General features: G+C 72.5%; 21 protein-coding genes and 2 tRNA genes. 16 read left to right on the plus strand and 7 right to left on the minus strand.

Translation table 11 applies throughout. From position 1 onward, the window contains the following. The first annotated feature begins 65 nt into the window (after positions 1-65). Positions 66-1,742 carry an HNH endonuclease gene (locus tag TAE01_RS03190; protein ID WP_147063332.1) on the plus strand — a complete coding sequence of 559 codons (1,677 nt, stop codon included), beginning with the start codon at positions 66-68 and terminating at the stop codon, positions 1,740-1,742. Between the two features lie 50 nt (positions 1,743-1,792). Here TAE01_RS03190 and TAE01_RS03195 read toward each other — a convergent pair whose 3' ends face one another. Continuing rightward, positions 1,793-2,680 carry a 3-methyladenine DNA glycosylase gene (locus tag TAE01_RS03195; RefSeq protein WP_147063333.1) on the minus strand — a complete coding sequence of 296 codons (888 nt, stop codon included), beginning with the start codon at positions 2,678-2,680 and terminating at the stop codon, positions 1,793-1,795. A gap of 94 nt (positions 2,681-2,774) precedes the next feature. Between TAE01_RS03195 and TAE01_RS03200 the strand changes: the two genes are divergently transcribed. From TAE01_RS03200 to TAE01_RS03245, 10 genes are all read left to right on the plus strand, one after another. Then, positions 2,775-4,322, plus strand: coding sequence for a phospholipase D family protein (locus TAE01_RS03200; RefSeq protein WP_147063335.1), 1,548 nt, complete (start codon positions 2,775-2,777; stop codon positions 4,320-4,322). 81 nt (positions 4,323-4,403) lie between these two features. Beyond that, positions 4,404-5,864, plus strand: a complete 1,461-nt coding sequence (locus TAE01_RS03205; RefSeq protein WP_147063336.1) for a nitroreductase family protein — start codon at positions 4,404-4,406, stop codon at positions 5,862-5,864. Positions 5,865-5,908: 44 nt separating this feature from the next. Further along, positions 5,909-6,688 (plus strand): fumarylacetoacetate hydrolase family protein, encoded by a 780-nt coding sequence (locus tag TAE01_RS03210; protein WP_147063339.1) that lies wholly within the window; start codon positions 5,909-5,911, stop codon positions 6,686-6,688. 23 nt (positions 6,689-6,711) lie between these two features. Next, entirely contained in the window at positions 6,712-6,891 is a 180-nt protein-coding gene (locus TAE01_RS03215) for a hypothetical protein (protein WP_147063342.1), read from the plus strand. Positions 6,892-7,221: 330 nt separating this feature from the next. Continuing rightward, positions 7,222-8,661 carry a glutamate--tRNA ligase gene (gltX, locus tag TAE01_RS03220; RefSeq protein WP_246111121.1) on the plus strand — a complete coding sequence of 480 codons (1,440 nt, stop codon included), beginning with the start codon at positions 7,222-7,224 and terminating at the stop codon, positions 8,659-8,661. 11 nt (positions 8,662-8,672) lie between these two features. After that, complete coding sequence (locus TAE01_RS03225) at positions 8,673-9,332, plus strand: GNAT family N-acetyltransferase (protein ID WP_147063344.1); 660 nt, start codon at positions 8,673-8,675, stop codon at positions 9,330-9,332. After that, positions 9,329-10,081 carry an HAD family hydrolase gene (locus TAE01_RS03230; protein ID WP_147063346.1) on the plus strand — a complete coding sequence of 251 codons (753 nt, stop codon included), beginning with the start codon at positions 9,329-9,331 and terminating at the stop codon, positions 10,079-10,081. The genes TAE01_RS03225 and TAE01_RS03230 overlap by 4 nt, the downstream gene beginning before the upstream one ends. Before the next feature lie 57 nt (positions 10,082-10,138). Then, positions 10,139-10,210: transfer RNA gene (locus tag TAE01_RS03235), tRNA-Gln, on the plus strand. A 91-nt stretch (positions 10,211-10,301) separates the two neighbouring features. Then, positions 10,302-10,374: transfer RNA gene (locus TAE01_RS03240), tRNA-Glu, on the plus strand. Positions 10,375-10,507: 133 nt separating this feature from the next. After that, complete coding sequence (locus TAE01_RS03245; RefSeq protein ID WP_186815018.1) at positions 10,508-12,235, plus strand: alpha/beta hydrolase; 1,728 nt, start codon at positions 10,508-10,510, stop codon at positions 12,233-12,235. On the opposite strand, the gene TAE01_RS03250 is transcribed toward TAE01_RS03245, so the two are convergent. From TAE01_RS03250 to TAE01_RS03265, 4 genes are all read right to left on the minus strand, one after another. After that, a complete protein-coding gene (locus TAE01_RS03250; RefSeq protein WP_222594048.1) occupies positions 12,220-14,364 on the minus strand; it encodes a bifunctional lysylphosphatidylglycerol flippase/synthetase MprF in 2,145 nt (714 codons plus the stop codon). The genes TAE01_RS03245 and TAE01_RS03250 overlap by 16 nt on opposite strands. A 160-nt stretch (positions 14,365-14,524) precedes the next feature. Beyond that, positions 14,525-15,532, minus strand: coding sequence for a glucose-6-phosphate dehydrogenase (coenzyme-F420) (fgd, locus tag TAE01_RS03255; protein WP_147063352.1), 1,008 nt, complete (start codon positions 15,530-15,532; stop codon positions 14,525-14,527). A 64-nt stretch (positions 15,533-15,596) separates the two neighbouring features. Next, positions 15,597-16,613, minus strand: coding sequence for a L,D-transpeptidase family protein (locus tag TAE01_RS03260; RefSeq protein WP_246111107.1), 1,017 nt, complete (start codon positions 16,611-16,613; stop codon positions 15,597-15,599). A 173-nt stretch (positions 16,614-16,786) separates the two neighbouring features. After that, positions 16,787-17,539, minus strand: a complete 753-nt coding sequence (locus TAE01_RS03265; RefSeq protein ID WP_020142814.1) for an IclR family transcriptional regulator — start codon at positions 17,537-17,539, stop codon at positions 16,787-16,789. 153 nt (positions 17,540-17,692) lie between these two features. Between TAE01_RS03265 and leuC the strand changes: the two genes are divergently transcribed. The 3 genes from leuC (at position 17,693) to TAE01_RS03280 (ending at position 20,791) form a co-directional block, all read left to right on the plus strand. Beyond that, positions 17,693-19,132 (plus strand): 3-isopropylmalate dehydratase large subunit, encoded by a 1,440-nt coding sequence (gene leuC, locus TAE01_RS03270; RefSeq protein WP_147063354.1) that lies wholly within the window; start codon positions 17,693-17,695, stop codon positions 19,130-19,132. 3 nt (positions 19,133-19,135) lie between these two features. After that, positions 19,136-19,729, plus strand: coding sequence for a 3-isopropylmalate dehydratase small subunit (leuD, locus tag TAE01_RS03275; RefSeq protein ID WP_147063356.1), 594 nt, complete (start codon positions 19,136-19,138; stop codon positions 19,727-19,729). A gap of 285 nt (positions 19,730-20,014) precedes the next feature. After that, positions 20,015-20,791 carry an HU family DNA-binding protein gene (locus TAE01_RS03280; RefSeq protein WP_147063357.1) on the plus strand — a complete coding sequence of 259 codons (777 nt, stop codon included), beginning with the start codon at positions 20,015-20,017 and terminating at the stop codon, positions 20,789-20,791. A gap of 114 nt (positions 20,792-20,905) precedes the next feature. Here TAE01_RS03280 and cofC read toward each other — a convergent pair whose 3' ends face one another. Then, on the minus strand, positions 20,906-21,775 hold the full coding sequence (cofC, locus tag TAE01_RS03285; protein WP_147063359.1) for a 2-phospho-L-lactate guanylyltransferase: 870 nt from the start codon (positions 21,773-21,775) through the stop codon (positions 20,906-20,908). A 115-nt stretch (positions 21,776-21,890) separates the two neighbouring features. On the opposite strand from cofC, the gene TAE01_RS03290 reads away from it, so the two are divergent. Next, the gene (locus TAE01_RS03290; RefSeq protein ID WP_147063361.1) at positions 21,891-22,691 is read left to right on the plus strand and encodes a lysophospholipid acyltransferase family protein; all 801 of its coding nucleotides are present in this window, start codon (positions 21,891-21,893) and stop codon (positions 22,689-22,691) included. Next, complete coding sequence (locus TAE01_RS03295) at positions 22,688-23,689, plus strand: NAD(P)H-dependent glycerol-3-phosphate dehydrogenase (protein ID WP_147063363.1); 1,002 nt, start codon at positions 22,688-22,690, stop codon at positions 23,687-23,689. Before TAE01_RS03290 ends, TAE01_RS03295 begins: the two co-directional genes overlap by 4 nt. A gap of 61 nt (positions 23,690-23,750) precedes the next feature. On the opposite strand, the gene TAE01_RS03300 is transcribed toward TAE01_RS03295, so the two are convergent. Continuing rightward, positions 23,751-24,356: a phosphatase PAP2 family protein gene (locus TAE01_RS03300; RefSeq protein ID WP_147063365.1), complete on the minus strand. Its 606-nt coding sequence runs from the start codon at positions 24,354-24,356 to the stop codon at positions 23,751-23,753. Positions 24,357-24,403: the final 47 nt, after the last annotated feature.

Consider the following 24,403-nt stretch of genomic DNA (forward strand, 5'->3'; position numbering starts at 1 on the left):
CCGCGAACGGGATTGGCTGTGGATGCCCCTGCCGCTCGCGTCGGTCCTCACCTAGAATCGAACACATGTTCGATGACGCGCCCGTGCTGACGACTCAGGGCCTCGAGGCCCTCGTGTCGGCGCTGTCGCAGGTCGGGTCGGGCAGCGACTCGGACCACGCCCGGATCGACCAGCTCGCCGTGCTCGAGCGGTTGAAGTCTGCGGCCGCGGCGGCGCAGGTGCGGGTCACGGCGGCGTTCGTGGACTCCCAGGGGCAGGTCGCGCAGGCGTGGTCCCAGCGGGCGTCCGAGTGCTCCGACGCGGGTGACTTCGACGGGTGGCGCGCCGCGCGGAACCAGGCCCGCGCCGCGTCGTTCGCTGACCAGGACAACGAGAGTCAGCCGCCGTCTGAGCCCGGTGCTGCTGACCATGGCGCCCGGTCGCAGCGCCGGCGGCGGCCCTCGGGCATGACCGGGATCGCGGCGCAGGTCGCGCTCGCCCGGCACGAGTCACCCGTGCAGGGCGCCGGCCACGTCCGGCTCGCGCTCGCCCTGACCCGGGACCTGCCGCACACCCTGGCTGCGCTCGAAGCCGGCGAGCTGAGCGAGTGGCGCGCCCAGATCATCGTCCGCGAGACCGCCGTCCTCACCCCGGCCGACCGGCGCGTCGTCGACGCCGAGGTCATCGGCTCGGTCGACCACCCGGTCGGGATGCTCGGTGACCGCGAGCTCGCCCAGCGCGTGCGGGCCGTCGCCTACCGCATCGACGCCGCCTCCGTCACGGCGCGCGCCGCGAAGGCCGAGACCGACCGGCGGGTCACGCTCCGGCCCGCTCCGGACACCATGGCCTACCTCACCGCCCTGCTGCCCGTCGCGCAGGCCGTCGCCGCCCACGCCGCGCTGACCACCGCGGCTGACACCGCCCGCGCCGCCGGCGACGAGCGCGGCAAAGGCCAGGTCATGGCCGACACCCTCGTCACCCGCCTCACCGGACAGGACACCCCCGGCGCCGTCCCCGTCGAGATCCAGCTCGTCATGACCGACCGAGCCCTCCTCGGCGACGATGACACCCCCGCCCACCTCACCGGCCACGGCCCGGTCCCTGCCGCCTGGGTCCGCGACCTGCTCACCCGGCTCCGCCACACCACCGACCCCGCCGCTCACGGCGCCACCAGGCATGACACCGGGCATGACACCGGGCATGAGGCCGGGCATGACACCGGGCATGAGGCCGGGCATGAGGCCGGGAATGGCACCGGGCGTGGGGCCGAGGCGTGGGCGGCGAGCGTGTGGCTGCGGCGGCTCTTCACCCACCCCACCACCGGCACCCTCGTCGGGATGGACTCGGTCCGCCGCACCTTCGACGGCGGCCTGCGCCGCTACCTGCTCACCCGCGACGCCGCCACCTGCCGCACCCCCTGGTGCGACGCACCCGCCCGCCACCTCGACCACATCGAGGACCACGCCCACGGCGGGCCCACCACCGCCACCAACGGCCAAGCCCTCTGCGTGCGCTGCAACCACACCAAACAGCTGCCCGGCTTCACCGCCACGACCGACATCAACACCCACACCGACACCATCACCGGGCGGCAGCTCGGCGCACCTCACACCGTCCGGACCACCACCCCCACCGGACACAGCTACACCTCTCATGCCCCGCCCCTGCTCTCCGGCCTACCGCCCCAGCAGCCTCGAGGACCCGCCGAGCCAGACATGCTCAGCCCCCTCGAACACGCCCTGACCCTCGCCCTCGCCGCCTGACCCGTCCTCGTCTCAGCGCCTGAGTGGCGCCGCGAGACGTCGAGAAGCGCTCAGGGGCGGGGTGAGGCGGCGTCGTCGCTGACGACGTCGTCGATCGCCTCGACGAGGCGAGCCCGAAGTGCCTGACCGCGGACCGAGAAACCACGTTGCGCTGCGGCATACTCCGCCTTGCCCTCGGCCGTCTCGATCCGGACCGGCTCGTAGCCGAGCTCGCGGAGGTCGTAGGGCGCCGCCCTCATGTCGAGCGCCCGGATGTCGCGGGCGAGCTCGAAGCAGTCCATGACGAGGTCGCTCGACACCGCAGGCACGAGCTTGTGGGCCCACTTGTAGAGGTCCATGCCGGCGTGCAGGCATCCCGGCTGCTCCAGTGCCGGCTGGGTCTCGCGCGTCGGCGTCAGCGCGTTGAGCGGCGCGGCCTCGGGGGTGAAGAAGCGGAACGCGTCGAAGTGTGAGCAGGCGACCTGGTGGCTCTCGACGACGGCGTCGGTGCCCGACGCACCGAGCCGCAGCGGCCAGCCCGCATGCCGCACGTCGGACGGGTCGAGGCGATAGACCATGGCCCACTCGTGTAGCCCGAAGCAGCCGAAACGTGCCGGTCGAGCCGCCGTGCGGACGAGGAGGTCCCGCACGAACCGCATCGTGTCGCCCCTGGCTGCCGCGAACGCCTCCACGTCGAGGCCGACGACGTCGCCCACGACCGAGTAGAAGCGCCAGTCGCGCTGGGGTGCCCCTGCAGCCGCGTCGAGCCGTAGGCCGGCGCCCGGGTGCCAACGGCGCAGCTGGGCCGGCTTGAACGAGTAGTAGGTGAAGAGGAAGTCCTCCACGGGGTGCTTGCGGTGGTCACGTCGTCGGGCGAGGTGCGCGGCCGTGGCGGAGTCGACCCGCGCCTCGTGCGCCGCCGTCCGTCTGCGCCACTCCGACTCGTCGAGCACCTGCATCCCGCGATCGTAGGTCAGTCGCTCACCGGGGCGTCCACGGCACCCGACCGGGTCGGGCATGGCTGCGACCGGCTCGAGGATCTAGCCTCGGGACGTGGATCCCGCCGACTGGTACCTCTCGCCCAGTGAGCGAGGCAACGCCGCGACACGCCTCGACCGACGTCACACCGACGGCCGCGCCTGGACCGACGGCAACCTCGTGACGCCCCTGGTGCACGGAGCGGCCTACTTCGGCGCGCTCGTCGAGGCCGTCTCCCGGATGGGACGAGGAGACCTCCTGCTCTTCGTCGACTGGCGGGGCGACCCGGACGAGCGGCTCACCGGCAGCCCGGACAGCGAGGTCGGCACGCTCTTCGCCGACGCGGCCCGCCGGGGCGTCGACGTCCGCGGCCTCGTGTGGCGGTCGCACTGGGACCGGTTCTCCTTCTCCGCCGGGGAGAACCGCCACCTCGGCGAGGAGATCAACGCGGCGGGGGGTGAGTGCGTGCTCGACATGCGCGTGCGCACGGGCGGCTCGCACCACCAGAAGTTCGTCGTCCTGCGCCATCCGGGTCGGCCCGACCTCGACGTCGCCTTCGTCGGCGGCATCGACCTGTGCCACAGCCGACGTGACGACGCCGGCCACTCGGGCGACCCCCAGCGCCAGAGCATGGCCGAGGTCTACGGACCGCGACCGCCCTGGCACGACATCCAGCTCGCGATCCGGGGCCCCGCCGTGGGCGACGTCGAGACGGTGTTCCGGGAGCGGTGGGAGGACCCGCAGGCGCTGAGCCGCTCACCCGTGCGCTGGGTCGGCGACGCGGTCCGGCACGACCGGCCCCCGCGCCGCCCCCTCCCTCCGCAGCAGGCCGACCCGGAGCCCTGCGGCCCCCACCCCGTCCAGCTGCTGCGCACCTACGGACACCGTCTCGGCGGCTATCCCTTCGCGCCCCGCGGCGAGCGGAGCGTGGCGCGCGCCTACGCGAAGGCTCTCGGCCGCGCCCGGCGCCTCGTCTACATCGAGGACCAGTACCTGTGGTCCGCGGAGGTCGGCTCGCTGCTGGCCGACGCCCTCCGCCGGTCGCCGCGGCTCCGCGTCGTCGCGGTGCTGCCGCACCAGCCGGACCAGGACGGGCGCCTGAGTCGGCCGCCCAACCTCGTCAGCCGCGCACGACTGCTCCGGGATCTGCACGCCGCCGGCCCCGGCCGCGTCGCCGTCTACGGGGTCGAGAACCGGCAGGGCACGCCCGTCTACGTCCACGCGAAGGTGTGCGTCATCGACGACGAGTGGGCCAGCGTCGGCTCCGACAACTTCAACCGACGGTCCTGGACCCACGACTCCGAGCTGTCGGCCGCCGTGGCGCACGCGGACTACGCGCGCGAGCTGCGCCAACGCCTGGCCCGCGAGCATCTCGACGCCGACGGTGACCTCCCGATCGAGGACCACTTCGAGGCCTTCGCGGCGAGCGCGGCGGCCCTCGACGCCTGGCGCCGGCAGCAGGGCACGACACCGACGGCCGAGTCGCGCCCACCGGGACGCCTGCGTCCACTGGACAGCCCGGACCAGGACCGCCTGACCCGGCTCTGGGCGACGCCGCTCTACCGGCTCGTCTACGACCCCGACGGGAGACCGCTCGACCTGCGGCTGCGCCGCTCGATGTGACCGCCAGCGCCTGCCGGCACGATGTCCGCCTCTTCCCCCACCACCGGGCAGGACGGGTCAGGAGGGAGCAGGATGTCACCCATGGCCACCGCCGCCGAGCGCCCCACGCACCTGCTGCACCGCCTGACCTCCTACTCGTCTGACCGGGAGTGGACCGAGGTCCCCGACGACGACCGGCTCGTCCAGGACCTCGTCCCCAACGACGAGTCGCGGCGGCCGCAGCCCTACAAGCGGTACGACGACGACCTCCGTCGGGTCCTGCTGCCGCAGGACCTGCCCGCCACGACGGTCCCGGCCACCGCCGTGCTCGCCGGCACGGCGCAGGTCGCGAGCACCCCGCTCGACCTCGCCGGCCTGGCCCGACTGCTCTACCTGTCGTCCGGCGTCACGCGCCGGACCCGCCGTCCCGACGGCAGCCTCGTCCTCTTCCGCGCGGCCGGCTCGGCAGGAGCTCGCTTCCCGCTCGAGCTGTACGTCGCCGTGCCGCGGGGTGCCGGCGTCGTCGGCCTCGAGCCGGGCCTGCACTGGTACGACCCCGAGGCCCACGCCCTCGTCGTCCTCGGGCCGCCGCCCTCTGGCGACGCGGTGACCCTCGTCGTCACCGGCGTGCCGTGGCGCACCGGCTGGCGCTACCGCGAGCGCGGCTTCCGCCACATCTACTGGGACGCGGGCACCATGCTCGCCCAGACCCTGGCGCTCGCCGACTCCGCCGGCATCACGGCGCGCCTCTTCACCGCCTTCCCCGACGCCGAGGTGGCCGCCCTTGTCGGGGCCGACCGCGTCCACGAGTTCCCCGTCGCGCTCGTGGCCCTCGGGGAGGGTGGCCCCGCGATCCACCCTGCCGGCGACCCCATGTCGGGGCACCACGACCCGGACGGCCTCGAGTTCCCCCTCGTCACCGCCGCCCAGCGCGCGGGGGAGCAGACCGTCCTCGGCGCCGAGGTCGATCGCGGCGCCACGGTCGGGATGAGCACGGAGGGCGGACCGAGCACCGACGCCGTCGTCGCGAGCAAGGGCTCGGTGCGGCGTCTGCACCCCGACCGCTCCCTGCCTCGGCAGGTCCTCGTCGACGCGATGGGCGCCGCGCTGCGCGGGATCGACGTGCCGCACTGGGTCGGAGTCAGCGGCGTCGACGACGTGCCCACCGGGATCCACCGTTGGCCCGACCTGAGCTCTCCGGTGCGCGCCCTGCCCGAACCGGCCGTCCGGGACGAGCTCTTCACCGCGTCGCTCGAGCAGGGCCTGGCCCGGGACGCGTCCTTCGTCGTCATGAGCGGAGCCCGGCTCGACGACCTCGACGACCACGCCTACCGCGAGGTGCAGCTGCTCGCCGGGCTCGCCGAGGGCCGGTTGCACCTCATGGCGTATGCGTTGGGCGCTGCAGCGTCGGGCATGACGTTCCGCGACTCCGACCTCGCCCACCTCCTCGGGCAGGACGTCGCCGGCCTGCTGTGGACGTGCGTCGGTGTGCCGGAGTACCGCACGCGGCCGAGCGGGCAGCCCGGCTCTCCGGCCGACGTCACCATCGTCTGGCCGCGCTGAGACCGACCGGTACCCGCGGCGCGGCGCCGTCGTAGGGTGGGCGCGTGCGCATCGCGAGGTACACGACCGGGGACGACCCGGCATACGGAATCGTCCAGGGCGACCCCGGCAGCGAGGTCATCACGCCGTTGGCGGGTGACCCGCTCTACATCGGGCTCCAGCCGAGCGGGCAGCCGCCCGTCATGCTCGACGACGCGCGGCTCCTCGCGCCCGTCATCCCGCGCTCCAAGATCGTCGCGATCGGCAAGAACTACGCCGACCACGCCAAGGAGATGGGCGGCGAGGCCCCCGCCGAGCCGATGATGTTCTTCAAGCCGAACACGGCCGTCGTCGGGCCCTTCGACCCCGTCGTGCTTCCCGCCGGGAGCGACGAGATCTCCTACGAGGGCGAGCTCGCCGTCGTCATCAAGACGATCACCAAGGGCGTCAAGGCCGAGAACGCCGCGGAGTGCATCTACGGCTACACCATCGCCAACGACGTGACGGTCCGGGACTGGCAGCGCACCGACGGCCAGTGGGCGCGAGCCAAGGGGTTCGACACGAGCTGCCCCCTGGGACCGTGGGTCGAGACCGAGCTCGACCCCGCCGACCTGTCGATCCGCACGACGCTCGACGGTGAGGTCAAGCAGGACGGCACGACGGCCGACATGATCCACGGGATCGCCCGGATCATCGAGTACGCGTCCGCCGCCTTCACCCTGCTCCCCGGCGACGTCATCCTCACCGGCACCCCGGCCGGGGTGGGCCTCGTCGAGGCGGGTCAGCAGGTCACGGTCGAGATCGCGGGGATCGGGTCGCTGACGAACACGTTCGTGCGCCGCTGACCGGGCGCTTTAGGGTTTATGTCATGGAAAAGGATGATGTGAACCCCCAGACGCCGGCCGGGGCCGGCCAGAGCGCCGCCGACAGCGGCTACATCGGTCGCCACGCGCGTCCCGGCAAGCCCGACCAGGGCCCCGACGAGGACGCGACGTACGACGCGCGGCACGACGACGTCGACGGCCCTCCCGGGGCCACGCAGGCCTGAGCGCCCTCGACCACCGCGCTCCGCGACGCCGCCCGACCGCAACGGTCCGGGCGGCGTCGCCGCGCGGAGGCATCCACCGGCACGTCCCGGCACCCCTCGGCGCGTCTCGCTGCGTGCGGGGCGCCCACTAGGCTTGGGCGCACCATGAGCGACAACAGCACCCGCACCGACATGCCGTCTTCCCCCGCCAGCGACACCCCCGACACGTTCGGGCAGGTCGAGCTCCGCACCGCGCCGTCCGAGCGCGTCTCCACCTCCGACGGCTCCGGCCCGGTGCGCACCCGCGTCGCGCCGTCGCCGACCGGCGACCCCCACGTCGGCACGGCCTACATGTCGCTCTTCAACCTCGCCTTCACCCGCCAGCAGGGTGGCCAGTTCGTCCTGCGCGTCGAGGACACCGACCGTGCGCGCTTCCGCGAGGACAGCGAGGCGCAGCTCTACGACATGCTCGGTTGGCTCGGGCTGCACTGGGACGAGGGCCCCGACCTCGGCGGGCCCTTCGCGCCCTACCGCCAGTCCGAGCGCCTCGACACCTACCGCCCCTACGTCGAGCGGCTGCTCGAGGAGGGCCACGCGTACTACTGCTGGTGCTCCAAGGAACGCCTCGACCAGATGCGCGAGGTCCAGCAGAAGACGAAGCAGCCCACCGGCTACGACCGGCTCTGCGTCGGCAAGACCCGCGAGGAGCGCGCCGCACTGCCCGGCTTCAGCGAGACCCCCGTCGTGCGCATGCTCGTCCCCGACGACGTGCCGCTCGTCTTCGACGACGTCATCCGCGGCAAGGTCTCCGCCCCGCGCCCCGACGACCAGGTGATCCTCAAGGCCGACGGGTTCCCGACCTACCACCTCGCCGTCGTCGTCGACGACCACCTCATGGGCATCACGCACGTCGTGCGCGGTGAGGAGTGGATCAGCTCGACGCCGAAGCACATCCTGCTCTACCGCTGGCTCGGCCTCGAGGCGCCGAAGTTCGCGCACATGCCGCTGCTGCGCAACACCGACAAGTCGAAGATCTCGAAGCGCAAGAACCCCGCCGCTCGCCTGACGTGGTTCCGCGAGGAGGGCTACCTGCCCGAGGCCCTCGTGAACTTCCTTGCGCTGCTTGCCTATCCGCCGCAGCAGGACGCCGAGGGTGCAGACGTCGAGGTCTTCACCTTCGACGACTTCAGCCGCACCTTCGACTGGGCCAAGGTCAACCCGATCGGCCCGATCTTCGACCTCAAGAAGCTCGACTGGCTCAACGGCGTCTACATCCGCTCCCTCGACGTGGGCGAGTTCGCGAGCCGCCTGCTGCCCTACCTCGTCGCCGACGGGGTCCTCGGCGAGACTCAGTCCCTCGGTGAGCTGGCCCGCCTCAAGGCGGTCGCCGAGCTCATCCAGACGCGGATGGCGCACCTGACCGAGGCGCCCGCGCTCGTGCGCCCCTTCTTCGTCGCCGACGACGAGCTCGTCATCGACGACGACGCCCGTGCCCAGCTCAAGGACGACGCCCCGGCCGTGCTCGACGCGGCCCTGAAGGTCCTCGGCGACATCGACGACCACGGCGCCGGGGTGCTCGGCACCGGCAGCGCCTGGAACGCCGCCGGGATCGAGGAGGCGCTGCGCGCCGCGATCGTCGACGGGCTGGGGATCAAGCCGCGCTTCGCCTTCGGCCCGTTGCGCACCGCGGTGTCGGGTGCCCGGATCTCACCGCCGCTCTTCGAGTCGATGGAGATCCTCGGCAAGACCTCGACCCTGGGCCGCCTGCGGTCGCTGCGCGACTCGCTCTGAGGCCGCCGGGCATGGGGGACTGGTCCTGGCCGCTGCACGGCATTCGCCTGCGCACGGCCGACCTCGACCTGCGGGTCATGACCGAGGCCGACCTGCCCGCCCTGGCGGCCCTGCTCCCCGACGACGTGGAGATGAACCCGCACGCGACGAGGTATGCCGGACTCGACCTCCGCGCGAACCGTCGGGCCGTCCTCGCGCAGGGCTACTGGCGCGCCCTCGGTCTGTGGTCGCCCGACGACTGGGCGCTGCCGTTCGTCGTCCGCAGGGACGGCGTGGTCGTCGGTGCGCAGTGGCTCGAGGGGCCGGACTGGCGTACCGACCGCACGGTCGACTCCTCGTCGTGGCTCGTCGTGGCGGCGCGGGGGAGGGGCCTCGGCACGCAGATGCGCGCGGCCGTGCTGGCCCTCGCCTTCGGCCCGTTGCGGGCCGAGGCTGCGGTCAGCTCGGCCGTCCTGGGCAACGCGGGCTCCCTCGGCGTCTCCCGGTCGCTCGGCTACCTCGACACGCACCGGTCCGTGCTCGAGCACTCGGGTGAGACGTTGCAGCACGTGCGCCTCACCCGTACGGCGTGGTCGGCGTCCGGCCGCGGCGGCACGGACGGCCCGCACGGCGTCGTCGTCGACGGCGTGACGCCGGCCCTGCCCCTCTTCGGGATCGAGGGCCGCCCGTGAGCGGCCGGTCACTCGTCGAGACGCTCCACGGGGTCCGGGCGCTCGTGCTCGACGTCGACGACACGATCGTCGACACCCGCGAGGCGATGGTGGTCGCGGGCACCCACGCTGCGGCGTCCGTCTGGCCCCACCGCACCGGTGAGCACCGCGCCATGGCGCAGCGCTACTACGACGATCCCCAGGGCTGGTTCCCGCGCTATGCCTCAGGTGACGTCGCGTTCGAGGTGATGCGGGCCGGGCGGCTGTCGGAGGTCGCTGCGGCCTTCGGTGTCGAGGTCCCCGAGGGCGCCCACCGCTCCTACGAGGAGGCCTACGCGCCCGCCTTCCGAGGCGCCCAGCGGCTCTTCCCCGACGTGCCGGACCTGCTCGCGGCCGCCGAGGGCGAGGGCCTGCCCATCGCCCTGCTCACCAACTCCGCGCACGCCCCCACCCGGGTCAAGCTCGAGGCGCTCGACCTCGTCGGGCGCTTCGACGTCGTCGTGACCACCGACACCCTCGGCTTCGGCAAGCCCGACCCCCGGGTCTACCTCGAGGCGTGCCGGCTGCTCGACGTGGAGCCCCACGGAGCCGTCTGCCTCGGCGACAACCTCGAGTGGGACGTGCTGGGCGCCGAGGCGGCCGGACTCCGTGCCGTCTGGCTCGACCGGGAGGGCCGTGGGACCTCCGAGGCGGTCGCCTCCGTGCGCGGTCTGGACGAGCTGACACAGGCGCTCGGGCGCCGATTTGGGCCACCGGTCACGGACCGGTAGTATTCCCATTCGGTTCACCCCGTACGGGTCGCAAGGCCAGCTCGGAGTGAAACCCCTTGGGGTATGGTGTAATTGGCAACACTACGGTTTCTGGTTCCGTCATTCTAGGTTCGAGTCCTGGTACCCCAGCTCTGGTCCACGGCAACGTGGTCCGATTCGGAGAAATCCAGCCTTCACGGTAAGGTTTCTTCTCGTGCCGAGTCCGCTCGGCACCGCTCACGGCCCCGTTGTGTAGCGGCCTAGCACGCCGCCCTCTCAAGGCGGTAGCGCGGGTTCGAATCCCGTCGGGGCTACGTGACGCTCGAGAGAGCAGCAGAAGACCCCGGTCCACACGGACCGGGGTCTTCTTGCATGTCAGGGGTGCCCTCCCGCAGGCCGTCCTATGCTCGGCTCGTCATAGGCCACGCCGAGCAAGGAGCAGAAGCCATGACCGCACCGACCACCGCTGCCCCTCCGGCGGTCCATGCCGGGAGCCGCCCGTGGCGGCCCTCCCTCGGCGCCCCGCGACGGGTGTTCGACACGACCTTCTCCGGGGTCGGGCTCACCGTCGCGGCCTGGTTCTTCGCCCTGTCCCTCCTGCCGTCGCTCCTCCCGCGGGGGGCCATGGTGCAGGGCATCGCGTCCGGCGTGACCGTGATGATCGGCTACGGCCTCGGGGCCGGCGCGCAGGCCCTCTGGCGCTACCTCGGCATCCCCGGCGTGCCCGGACGCGCGCGCCGGGTGCTCGTGGCGATCTTCGTGGGGCTCGGGCTCTGGGCCGCGGTCTTCACCGGGTGGCGACAGGTCGGCTGGCAGAACGAGATCCGGACGCTCTACGGGATGGAGCCCGCGTCGCCCACCGTGTGGCCGGTCATCATCGCGCTCACCCTGCTGCTCGCCGTCCTCATCCTCGTCGCGGCCCGGAGCCTGCGCCTGCTCTTCCGCACCGTCTTCGGATGGCTGGGGCGTCGTCTCCCTCGGCGGGTGGCGGTCGTCGTCGGCTCGGCAGTCCTCCTGGCCCTCATCTGGTCGCTGCTGACCGGCGTCCTCGTCAACGGCTTCTTCGCCGTCGCCAACAACATCTTCGCGCCGCGCGACACCCTCATCGCCGAGGACATGCGACGACCGAAGGAGCCCGAGCGCTCGGGCAGCCCCCAGTCCCTGTCGAGCTGGGAGCTGCTCGGCCGGCAGGGCCGCTACTTCGTCGGCGGCGGGCCCACGGTGGCCGAGCTCGACGCGGCGAACGGCGGCGGAGCCAAGGAGCCCATCCGTGTCTACGCCGGCCTCCGCTCGGCCGACACCGTGCAGGGACGGGCCGACCTCGTCCTCGCCGAGCTGAAGCGCACGGGCGCCTTCGACCGCAAGGTCCTCGTCATCGCCACGACGACGGGAACCGGGTTCCTCGACCAGAACGGCACCGACCCGCTCGAGTTCCTCTGGAACGGCGACACGGCCATCGCCGGCGTGCAGTACTCGTACCTGCCTTCGTGGATCTCGCTGCTCGCCGACCAGGACGCGGTGCGCGAGACGTCGCGCGTCGTCTTCGACACGGTGCACCAGTACTGGTCGACCCTACCCGAGGCCAGCAGGCCCAAGCTCTACCTCTACGGGCTGTCGCTCGGGTCCCTCGGCGTCGAGAGCATCCTCAGCTCGATCAACGTCATCAACGAGCCCATCGACGGCGCCCTCATGTCGGGGCCGCCGTTCGTCAACGAGCTGCACGCCCGGCTCACGGCGCAGCGCCAACCCGACAGCCCGGCATACCTGCCCGTCTACGAGCAGGGGCGCACGGTGCGCTTCACCGCCGAGCAGAACGGCCTCGGCCGCGGAGGACAGGTGTGGGGACCCACCCGTCTCGTCTACCTCCAGCACGCCAGCGACCCCATCGTCTTCTTCTCCCCGAGCCTGGCGTTCACCGCGCCCGAGTGGCTCAAGGACGGCGAGAGGGGGCCCGACGTCTCCGCCCGGATGGGCTGGTTCCCGCTCGTCACGATGTGGCAGGTCCTGCTCGACCTGCCCGGCGCCGGCAGCATCCCGATGGGCTACGGCCACCTCTACTCGGCCACGTCGAACCTCGAGTCCTGGGTCGCCGTGACGAACCCACCGGGGTGGACGCCCGAGAAGACGGCCAGGCTGGGCTCGCTCCTCGAGAAGCGGCCCTACAAGGACACCTGATCGTCCCGGCGCGACGCCAGGCCGGCCCGGGCCAGGTCGCGCAGGGAGGCGCCCGGCAGGTAGGCCGACGTCAGGGCCAGACCGATCCGGGGGAGCGCCGCCTCGTCGGAGAAGACGAGGCTCACCGGCTCGTGCCGCGGACGGAACTTCTGCTTGAAGCTGTCGAGCGAGCGGAAGCCGTAGAGCGGCTCCATCGCCTCGCCGAGCTGGTCGAGCAGTCGCTCGAGGGCCGCTCTCTCGGCCGATCCGTCACCGGAGTGGGCCAGAGGCGCGCCCGAGAGCGAGACGAGCTGCGCGCCCTCGTCGCGGAAGGACAGGCACGCGCTCGCGATGAGGAACTCGGTGACGGGCCGGAACCCGTCCGGCAGCCGGCGCATGACGTCGAGGGTCCAGCCGCGGACCTCGCCACCGGGAGAGTGGACCGGCAACCAGGACGTCACCCCGTGGACCGTCATGTCCTCGTCGACGGCCAGGCCGACCACCGTGTCCGGATCGAGGGCCTCGTCGACCCCGCCGAGCGTGAAGCCCATCTCGGGCAGGCCCTTGTCCGAGACCCAGAGCTCGGAGATCGCACGGACCTGGGAGAGCAGGCCCCGCGGCATCTCGGCCAGGTGCCCCTCGCGATACGTGATCCCGTCCTTGGTGGCGCGGTTGAGGGCAGTCCGGACGCTCTGCCACGACCTGCCCTTGAACTCGAGGTCGGGCAGGTCGATGATCGCCTCCTCGGCCACGAGCACGTCGCGACGACCGTGCCGACGGCCCCAGCCGACGACCTCCGGGGTGACCGAGAAGAAGCAGACCTTGAGGCCGTGCGTCTCCTCCTCGTCGACGAACGCCTGCAGCACGGCAGCCCGGCTCGCCGCGTCCGCTGCCACGGGGTCGCCGAGGGCGATGGCGGTGCCGCGATGCACCTGGAACGCGACGTAGCCCAGCGGCGACCCGTCCGGGTCGCGGTGGATGAACCAGTGGTTGTCGGGCCACGTGCCCATCCACGACATGGTCGTCCCGCCATGGGTCTTGAGCAGCGCGACGGCGGTGTCGCGGTCGCTCGCGCCGGCGGCGAGGTCGGCGCGGCGTCGGCGACCCGAGCGGGCCTGGAACGCCGCCCGACCGGCGACCAGGACGACGAGCTGCAGGAGCCAGAGGAGGCTGTCCACGACGAGCTGCGGCACCGACGAGACGACATCGCCCTGAGCGTCGAGCCGGTCGGGGGCGAGGAGCTCGAGGACGAGCGCCGTGAGCCCGACGAGCACCGAGAGCGTCGCCAGGGCGCCGGCCACCTGCCACGTGCGCCGGGACCCGCGGCCGAGTCCCCAAGCGAGGGCGAGGGAGATCGCCGCCCCCACGAGGACGGTCATGGCGTCCGAGTCGGCGGTGGCGGCGCCCAGCGGACCGTCGGAGGGGGTGAAGTACAGCAGGATGCGCACGACGGCGGAGACGACGAAGAGCGTCGAGGCGATGATCCGCCACTCGTGTCGGCTGAAGGTCGGCAGGTCGAGCCGGGGGCGTCTCCCGAGCAGCACCGGACCGAGACCGAGCCCCGCCAGGATCGCCAGCAGGTGCTCCAGGTCCCAGAGCAGCCCCACGTAGAGCAGGGCCAGGCCGCCGTACAGGGTGAGCACCAGCCGCAGCCGTCCGCGCCATGGCGGCCCGAGCGTCGCGCTGGCCGCTGCGACCGCGGCCAGGGCGCCGGCGCTGAAGCCGACGTCGAGCACGGCGGCCGTGCGGTCGGCCCAGGCCCACGCCGTCCTCGACAGCACGAGCAGCACGAACGAGGCGCCGAGGACCCCGACGAGGTGACCGGTGACCGACGCCACGGCGACGCGCCGCGTGCCGAGACGCACCTCGGACCACCCGAGGAGCAGCAGGGCGCCTCCCGCCACCGGGAGGTACTGCGCCGGGACGAGCGCGAAGAACGCGCCGCTCACGGGCGTCCACCAGCGGCCGTCCTGCAGGGCCGGGAGCCCGTAGGCCACCGTGTCGAGCAGGTCGCTGTCCTGCAGCGGTGACCACAGCGACTGCGTCAGCACCCCGAGGGCCACCATGGTCGCGACGATCCCCACGGTGAAGGGCACGCGCCGCGCCATCCGGGACAGCCGGACCGCCGTCGACTCGCCCGTGGTCTCCACGGCAGAACCTTCGGGCATCCGAACCGCCCCCTACGCGTCGGTGATCGAGCGCTCCCTGACCTGGATGCTAGTGGCCGGGGTCCCTCCGCGGGGGTGTCGGAAGGGGTCCGCAGGCGTCCTCGCCGGGTCCGGGCGGACCCTGCGACGTCGGTGGGGCGGATCAGCCGAGCTCGCGCAGTCCGGGGAGGACGTCTGTGGAGAACTGGTCGAGGAAGCGTGCCTGGTCGTGGCCGGGAGCGTGGAAGACGACGTGGTTGAAGCCCCAGTCGACGTACTGGCGCACCGCGTCGACCGCCTCCGCCGGGTCGCTCGTGACGATCCAGCGCTTGGCGATCTCCTCGTCGGAGAGCTCGTCGGCGAGCCGCTCCATCTCGACCGGGTCCTCGACGCCGTGCTTCTGCTCGGCACTGAGGGACAGCGGCGCCCAGAAGCGCACGTTGTGCAGCGCCTGCTCGGGGTCGCGGTCGTAGGACAGCTTGATCTCGATCATCCGGTCGATGTCGTCGCGCGTGCGGCCTGACTTCTCGAGGCCCTCGTCGACGGCGGGAAGCAGCTTGTCCTCGTAGAGCTCGCGTCCCTTGCCGGAGGTGCAGATGAAGCCGTCACCCGACCGGCCGGCATACCGCGCGACGAGGGGACCACCCGCGGCGACGTAGACGGGGATCGGCTGCTCGGGACGGTCGTAGACCGTCGCGGCGTGCGTGCGGTAGTAGTCGCCCTCGAAGTCGACCCGCTCCTCGGTCCAGAGGCGCCGCATCAGCGTCACCGCCTCGCGCAGCCGGGCGAAACGCTCCTTGAACTCCGGCCACGGCGAGCCCGCCGCGCCGACGGCCACCTCGTTGAGGGCCTCCCCGGTGCCGATGCCGAGGACGATGCGGCCCGGGTTGAGGGCTCCCAGCGTGCCGAAGGCCTGCGCCACGACGGCCGGGTTGTAGCGGAACGTCGGCGTCATGACCGACGTGCCGAGCTGGATGCGCTCGGTGCGCTCTCCGACGGCCGCGAGCCAGCTCATCGCGAACGGTGCGTGCCCCTCCTGGTGGCGCCAGGGCTGGAAGTGGTCGGAGATGAACGCGGAGTCGAGTCCGACCTCCTCGGCGTGGGCCGCCAACGTGACGAGGTCGCGTGGACCGAACTGCTCCGCGGACGCCTTCCAACCAACCTTGAGCACACCGACTCCTTCGGGCCTTGGGGGAGTGACCCCGTCAGCCTACGTCGGGGTGCTCGGCGGCCCCTCACCAGTGGACGACGACCTTGTCGCCGACGCGCACCTCGTTGTAGAGCTGGATCAGCAGGGGCTTGTTGCGCACGTTGACGCACCCGTGCGACGCGCCGGCGTAGCCGAGCCTGGCGAAGTTCGAGGAGTAGTGCACCGCCTGGCCGCCGGAGAAGAACATCGAGTACGGCATGGGCGTGTGGTAGAGGTTCGAGATGACGTCGACCTGCTTCTTGTAGACGGAGAAGACGCCTTCGCGGGTGGGCAGCTCGTCGCTGCCGAACCGGACGTCGAAGCCGTACTGGGGCACGCCGTCGACGACCCAGGTGAGCTGTCTGGTCGTCTTGCTGACGCACATGACGCGGCCCTTCAGGCATCGCTCGTCGACGTCCCACGAGAGGGCGCCGGGCTTCGGCTGCACCGGGGTGGGCCGGACGTTCGCGAGCTCGTCGGTGGTCGGGGCGTGGGTCATCGCCACGAGCTTGTCCCACGTGCGTTCGTCCAGGACGCCGGTGGCGTCGAAGCCGCGCTTGGCCTGGAAGCCGCGCACGGCCGTCGTCGTCCTCGCCCCGTAGTCGTTGTCGACGTCGCCCTCGAGCCAGCGGAGCTGACGCAGGCGGGCCTGGAGCGCGCGGACCTTCGGGCCCGAGTCGCCGGGGCGGAGCACGACGACGGGGGCGGGCGGGGGGACGGCCGTCGCCGTGGGGTTCGGCGCCGTCCGGGTGGGGGCCGCGGAGGACGGCGGCGCTGCCGTGGTGGGGGTGCTCGCGGGACGGCCCGCGGGCACGCTGGAGTGGGTGCTCGTCGGAGGGCTCGAGGGCCCGGTGCTCGCGCTGGCGGACGGGGTCGTCGTCGAGGGCGCGTCAGGCGTACCGCTGGCCGGGACGTGGGTCACCGGCCCGCCGGCGGCCGGGGCGCCCTGCTGGTCGGGGGTGCACGCGGTCGACGCGACGACCAGCGCGACGGCGCCTGCGAGCACGAGGGTGCGCCGCACCCGTGCGGTGGCGCGGGACGGTGAGCTGGCAGCCTGCATCATGACCCCTTGTCCGAAACGCGACGTGCCGTGCGTCGTTGCACTGCACCGAGAGTGACGCGATGAGGGGGTCCGTGGTTGTCACGGCCGTCGTCGGAGCGCGGATCGTGACCGATCCGTTGCGCAGGCAAGGTCCAGGTCCAGGTCGGCCGGCCAGGACCGGCAGCCGGTGCCGGTCAGGCGTTGTGCTGCTGCTGTTGCTGCTGCTGCATCGCGTGGTGGCGGCGCAGCACCTCGGTCAGCTTGTTGGCACCGGCGACGACCGTCGCGGCGTGGAGGCGACCGGGCTGGCGCGACAGGCGCTCGATCGGGCCGGAGATGGAGACGGCGGCGACGACGCGGCCCGACGGGCCCCGGACGGGCGCCGACACCGATGCGACGCCGGCCTCGCGCTCGGCCACGCTCTGGGCCCAGCCGCGTCGCCGGACACCGGAGAGCGCGGTCGCGGTGAAGGCCGCGCCCTGCAGGCCGCGGTGCAGCCGGTCCGGCTCCTCCCAGGCGAGCAGGACCTGCGCGGCGGAGCCGGCCAGCATCGAGAGCGTGGCCCCCACGGGGATCGAGTCACGCAGCCCGACGGGGCGCTCGGCCGCAGCGACGCAGATGCGCTGGTCGCCCTGGCGGCGGAAGAGCTGCGCGCTCTCGTTCGTGTGGTCGCGCAGCGCTCCGAGCACGGGGCCGGCAGCTGCGAGCAGTCGGTCCTCGCCGGCGGCGGAGGCCAGCTCGCCGAGCCGTGGGCCGAGCACGAAGCGGCCCTGCATGTCGCGTGAGACGAGGCGGTGGTGCTCGAGCGCGACCGCCAGGCGGTGGGCGGTCGGTCGCGCGAGCCCGGTGGCGCCGACGAGCTGGGCGAGCGTGGCCGGTCCGGCCTCGAGGGCGCCCAGCACGGTGGCGGCCTTGTCGAGAACGCCGACCCCAGAAGAGTTGTCCATGCACTGATATTGACGTCTCAGGCACTGAGACGTCAATCCACCTCACCCATAAAAGGTTCAGTCTTTGCAAAGAGCGATGTCGCGACCCGGTCCTCGATGGCGCGCGCCGCTCGGGCATCGGAACGCCGTCGCGGAGGGAAGTCAGAGGGAGTCATGGCAGGGACACTGGCCGAGAAGGTCTGGGACGCACACGTCGTTCGTCGCGCCGAGGGGGAGCCCGATCTCCTCTACATCGACCTCCATCTCCTCCACGAGGTCACTTCTCCCCAGGCGTTCGACGGGCTGCGGCTCGCCGGCCGCCCCGTGCGTCGCCCCGACCTCACCCTCGCGACCGAGGACCACAACGTCCCCACGACGCCCGGCCCGATCACCGACCCCGTGTCGAAGATCCAGGTCGAGACGCTGCGACGCAACTGCGAGGAGTTCGGGGTCCGTCTCTACCCGATGGGTGATGCCGACCAGGGCATCGTCCACGTCGTCGGCCCGCAGCTGGGCCTCACCCAGCCGGGCATGACCGTCGTCTGCGGCGACAGCCACACCTCCACCCACGGCGCCTTCGGTGCGCTCGCGTTCGGCATCGGCACCTCCGAGGTCGAGCACGTGCTGGCCACGCAGACGCTGCCCCTCAAGCCCTTCCGGACGCTGGCCGTCAACGTGCGCGGTGCGCTTCCCGACGGCGTCACGGCCAAGGACGTCGTGCTCGCCGTCATCGCCAAGATCGGCACGGGCGGTGGCCAGGGCTACGTCATCGAGTACCGCGGCGAGGCCATCGAGGCCCTGTCGATGGAGGCCCGGATGACGGTCTGCAACATGTCGATCGAGGCCGGCGCCCGCGCCGGCATGATCGCTCCCGACCAGGTCACCTTCGACTACCTCCAGGGACGCCCGCACGCGCCCACCGGCGCCGACTGGGACGCGGCGGTCGCCGAGTGGACCGCACTGCGCTCCGACGACGACGCGGTCTTCGACGCCGAGGTCGACCTCGACGCCGCCGAGCTGACTCCGTTCGTCACGTGGGGCACGAACCCGGGCCAGGGTCTGCCGCTCTCCGCCTCGGTGCCCGACCCCGAGGGGTTCGCCGACGAGAGCGACCGTCTCGCCGCCGCCAACGCCCTCGCCTACATGGGGCTCGAGCCGGGGACGCCGCTGCGCGACATCAAGGTCGACACCGTCTTCGTGGGGTCGTGCACCAACGGACGCATCGAGGACCTGCGCGCCGCGGCCGCCGTCGTGCGCGGCCACCGGGTCGCCGACGGTGTGCGCATGCTCGTCGTCCCCGGCTCCGCCAAGGTGCGCCTGCAGGCCGAGTCCGAGGGGCTCGACCGGGTCTTCACGGCCGCGGGCGCCGAGTGGCGCCTGCCGGGGTGCTCGATGTGCCTCGGGATGAACCCCGACACGCTCGCCCCGGGCGAGCGGAGCGCCTCGACCTCCAACCGCAACTTCGAGGGCCGTCAGGGCAAGGGCGGTCGCACCCATCTCGTCAGCCCCCTCGTCGCCGCCGCCACCGCGGTCCGAGGCACCCTGTCGAGCCCCGCCGACCTCGACGCCGCGCACCCGGGCGAGCTCGCGTCCGCCACCACCGGAGAGGCCTGAGCCATGGACACGTTCGAGACCCACACCGGCGTCGGCGTCCCCCTGCGCCGCAGCAACGTCGACACCGACCAGATCATCCCCGCCGAGTACCTCAAGCGCGTGACGCGCACGGGCTTCGAGGACGGGCTCTTCGCCGCCTGGCGCAAGGACGAGTCCTTCGTCCTCAACAACCCTGTGTACGCGAACGGTTCGGTTCTCGTGGCCGGACCCGACTTCGGGACGGGGTCGAGTCGCGAGCACGCCGTGTGGGCCCTCATGAACTGGGGCTTCCGGGTCGTCATCAGCTCGCGCTTCGCCGACATCTTCCGGGGCAACAGCGGCAAGCAGGGGCTGCTCACGGCGATCGTCTCGCAGGACGACGTCGAGCTCATCTGGAAGTACCTCGAGAACAACCCCGGCGCCGAGATCACGGTCGACCTCGTGGCGCGCTCGGTCCGCGCAGGCGAGATCGTGGCGCCCTTCGAGATCGACGACTACACCCGCTGGCGCCTGCTCGAGGGGCTCGACGACATCGGACTGACCCTCCGACACGAGGATCTCGTCGCGGATTTCGAGTCGCGCCGCCCGAGCCACAAGCCGGTCACCAGCCCGGCCTGACCGTCGGCCCGGGACTGCTTCGCAGTCCCCAAATTTCAGCGGATCCCTTTGTCTCACAAAGGGATCCGTTGTCATATCCGGCCCAGGCCGTCACGGTGGAGAGGTGTCCCGGACCCTCACCCAGGGCCGGCAAAACCCGTCAAAGTCCTTGCGACACAACGAAAAACCCACTGAGTGGTGATGGACGTGCCCGCGATGGCGGCCTAACGTCGGGAAGTAGCCGGACCGGTTCCGGACTCACATCGTCGGGTCGCCTGACACCGACAGTCCTCTGGAGGGGAAGACGTGAACAAGGCAGAACTGATCGACGCACTCGAGGCCAAGCTCGGCAGCAAGAAGGTCGCCTCCGACTCGCTCGAGGCGTTCCTCGACGTCGTCATCCGCGAGGTCGCCCGGGGCGGCAAGGTCGGCATCACCGGCTTCGGCACCTTCGAGCGGGCCGACCGGGCCGCGCGCACCGGCCGCAACCCGAAGACGGGGGCGACCGTGAAGATCAAGAAGACCCGTGTCCCGAAGTTCCGCTCGGGCACGAACTTCAAGGAGGTCGTGTCGGGCGCCAAGAAGCTCTCCAAGACCGAGTCCGCCGCCTCGCGCGCCTCCGCCGGGTCCTCCACCGCTGCCGCGCCGGCCAAGAAGACCACGGCCAAGCGCACCGCCACCGCCACCAAGGCCGCCCCGGCCAAGGCCGCGGCGAAGCGGACGACGGCGACGTCCAAGGCGGCGGCGACGAAGGCTGCCCCGGCCAAGCGCGCGACCGCCACGAAGGCTGCTCCCGCCAAGGCCGCCGCCAAGCGGACGACGGCGACCAAGGCCGCCCCGGCCAAGCGCACCACGGCGACGAAGGCCACGCCGGCCAAGACGACCGCGAAGCGGACGACGGCGACGTCCAAGGCTGCGGCGACGAAGGCCGCCCCGGCCAAGCGCGCGACCGCCACGAAGGCCGCGCCCGCCAAGGCCACCGCCAGGAAGACGACGGCCACCAAGGCCGCGGGCACGAAGACGACCGCGGCGAAGAAGACGACGACCCGCAAGGCCACGACGAAGAAGGCCGCCTCCAGGTGACGAACGGAGCGGCGCCCGCGCCGGGTCGCCGCTCGCACGACGTGGGCCCGGCCGACTGACGGCCGGGCCCACACCCGCGTCAGGGGGTGGGCAGCGGTACGGACCGTCCGGTCGTCAGCGGATCGGCTGCCCCGGACCGACTCCGACGATGCGGAGGGCGACCACGACGTCGTCGACGACCTCGACCGTGAGTCGCTGGCCGAGGCGCAGCAGCCGCAGACCGCTGGTGTCGAAAGCGAGCGCCTCGAACGCCAGCTCGACGCCGTCGTCGCGCAGCACGCTGCCGGTGTGGGTCTCGGGGTCGAAGCGGTGGACCGTGGCCTGCATGCTCCTGATCCAACCAGATGCCCGGTGGCGCAGGACGGCTCGCGTCGCCGGCCCCAGGCCGATGCCCCGGGCACGGGAGAGGCTCCGGGCGTCGTCCACGTCGGTGCGCAGGCGGGGGAGCGGCAGGTCGAGGCGCTGGGCCCCGTCGGCCTCGTGGCGCGACGCGCTGGCGGCGCCGAAGCGGGGCGTGAAGCCACGACCGCAGCGCAGCACCGTGCCGGTCCCGTCCGCGTCCGGCACGAACGACTGCTCGTGCAGCCCCGCGACGTCCAGAGCGGCCCTCAGGGAGCGGGCGTCGAGGGCGGGGACGTCGCCGAGCAGGGCCGCGACGTGGGCGCCCTCGCCGGCTGCACGCATACCGGCCCGGATGGCGTCGTTGAGCCCACTGCCCGGGTCGGGCACCACCCGAACCCCCTTGTCCCGCCACGTGGCGGACAGGACCACGTCGCTGGAGACGAGGACCAGGCGTCCCGCGCCGACGGCCTCGAGGGCGGCCGAGAGCGTGTCGGTGGCGATGGCCGCGCTGAGGTCCGCGCGGTCGGAGCCGACCGCGCGCGCGAGGCGGGACTTGCCGTGGGTCGTGTCCTTGACGGGGACCACGACGTGCCACTCGAAGGACCGGGGTGCCGTGGGGGGCGTGTGCGGTGAGGTCGTCATGCTGGCGATATCGTCCCACTCGCCGCGGTGCTGCTCGACACCGCGCCGCGAGGTGGACAAGATGAAGCCCAGCCCACGTCGACCGGCGTGCGCACGACGAGAAGGACGTGACCACGTGACTGCCGGTGCACGCAGGAGGCGACTGCCCTGGGCCTATCGGGCCGTGGCGTTCGTGCTCCGGCCCCTCCTGATGCGGGTGACGAAGCGCGACTGGCGTGGGCTCGAGAACATCCCGGCCGAGGGCGGCTTCGTCGTGTCGACCAACCACATCTCCTACGCCGACCCGCTCGTCTTCGCGCACTTCATGTTCGACAGCGGACGCGAGGCCTACTTCCTGGGCAAGGACAGTCTCTTCGCGATCCCGGTCGTCGGGTGGCTGCTCAAGAAGTGCGGCCAGATCCCCGTCTACCGCAACTCCGCGGCGGCGACCGACTCCTACCGCGCTGCCGTCGAGGGCGTGCGTGCCGGCAAGGCGCTCGGCATCTTCCCCGAGGGCACCATCACCCGGGACCCGGACCTGTGGCCGATGCGCGGCAAGACGGGCGCCGCGCGGGTCGCCCTCGAGACGCACTGCCCCCTGGTGCCCGTGGCGCAGTGGGGTGCCCAGGAGATCCTGTCGCCCTACGGGCACCGGCCCTCGCTCTTCCCGCGCAAGACGATGATGATGTATGCCGGTCCGCCCGTCGACCTGTCCGACCTCTACGACCGGCCGATCGACACCAAGGTCCTCCGCGAGGCGACCGACCGGCTCATGGACCGCATCACCGGGCTGCTCGAGGAGCTGCGGGGCGAGAAGCGGCCCACGGAGCGGTTCGACCCACGCACGCACGGTGTCCCTGAGATCGGGAACCCGTTGAAGCACCACGAGATCGGGCGGCCGAAGCCGCCGGCCGATCCGGACGGGAACGGGGCGTGACGACGCAGGTCGCCGTCCTGGGCAGCGGCAACTGGGGCACCGCGTTCGCGATGATCCTGGCCGACGCCGGCTGCGACGTGACGATGTGGGCCCGCCGGTCCGAGGTGGCCGAGGCCATCAACGGGGGACGCAACGAGGCCTACCTCCCGGAGCTCGACCTGCCCCGGACGGTGCGTGCCACGGTGGATCCCGCCGAGGCGCTCGACCGCGCCGAGGTCGTCGTGCTCGCCGTGCCCTCGCAGACGCTGCGCGACAACCTCGTCGAGTGGGGCGGTGCGATCCCGTCCGGAGCGCCGGTCGTCTCGCTCATGAAGGGCGTCGAGCTCGGGACGACGATGCGGATGAGCGAGGTCATCGCCGAGGCGGCCGACGTCGAGCAGGACCGCGTCGTCGTCGTGTCGGGTCCGAACCTCGCCCCGGAGATCGCCCGCCGGCAGCCGGCCGGTGGTGTCGTCGCCTGTCGTGACATGGCGACGGCCGAGCGGGTGGCCGCGGCGTGCGCGACGCCGTGGTTCCGCCCCTACACCGACACGGACGTGACCGGGGCAGAGGTGTGCGGGGCGACGAAGAACGTCGTCGCCCTGGCGTCCGGGATGGCCGAGGGGATGGGCTTCGGCGACAACACCAAGGCCACGATCATCACGCGCGGCCTGGCCGAGACGACGCGTCTGGGCCTCGCGCTCGGGGCGCACCCTCAGACGTTCATGGGCCTCGCCGGTGTCGGTGACCTCATCGCCACCTGCATGTCCCCTCTGTCACGCAACCACAGCTTCGGGGTGCGTCTCGGGCGGGGCATGACCGTCGAGGAGGCCACGGCCGAGCTGCGCACGACGACGGAGGGCGTCAAGTCGTGCGAGTCGATCCTCACGCTCGCCCAGCAGCACGACGTCGACATGCCCATCTGCGAGCAGGTGGTGGCGGTCATCCGCGACGGCCACTCGGCGAGCGAGGTCGGCCCGCGGCTCATGTCGCGTGACCTCAAGGCCGAGAAGCACTGACCGTCGGGCGTCCCCGTGCCGGCGCCGACGCGAGGGGACCGCCGGAGGACGCGTCGGGCGCTCAGGCCTCCCGTGCGGTGGGCGCCAGCACGCGGTCGACGACCGGGAGCGCCCGCCCGTGGTGCACGAGCCGGGTGAGCGGACGACGCACGAGCAGCCACCCGAGGCCCATGACGACGGCGCCGAGCAGGAGCCCGGCCACGACGTCGAGCGGGTAGTGCGCGCCGACGTAGACGCGCACCGCGGCCATCAGCACGGCCGCCACCGCGGCGACGGCGCCCAGCCGCCTCGAGACGAGGAGGAGCCCCATCGCGGCGGCCCCGGCCATGACCGAGTGGTCGGAGGGGAAGGACCAGTCGGTCGTCCGGTCCACGAGCACGAGGACGGAGGGGTGGCTGGCATACGGCCGGGCCTCCGCGACGAGAGCCGACACGGGCTGGTTGACCCCGACGGCGACGAGGGTTCCGAGGCCGGCCCAGACCGCGGCCGCGAGCTCGCGGTCACCCGAGCTGCGCCGCTGCCACACTCCCACGACCAGGAGGGCGGCGAACACGACGAGCCCGTACGTCGCGTAGGCGACGGCGGGGCCGTGCAGCCAGGTCGACGTCCGCGCGAAGTCGTTGACGCGCAGGAAGAGGGCGGTGCTGAGGTCGAGCAGGTTGCTCACGGGCGGGTCCTTCGCGGGGGAGGCGACGGCCGCGGTCGGCCCGCGGC

This window comes from Terrabacter aerolatus (assembly GCF_007991735.1).
Lineage (GTDB): Bacteria > Actinomycetota > Actinomycetes > Actinomycetales > Dermatophilaceae > Terrabacter > Terrabacter aerolatus.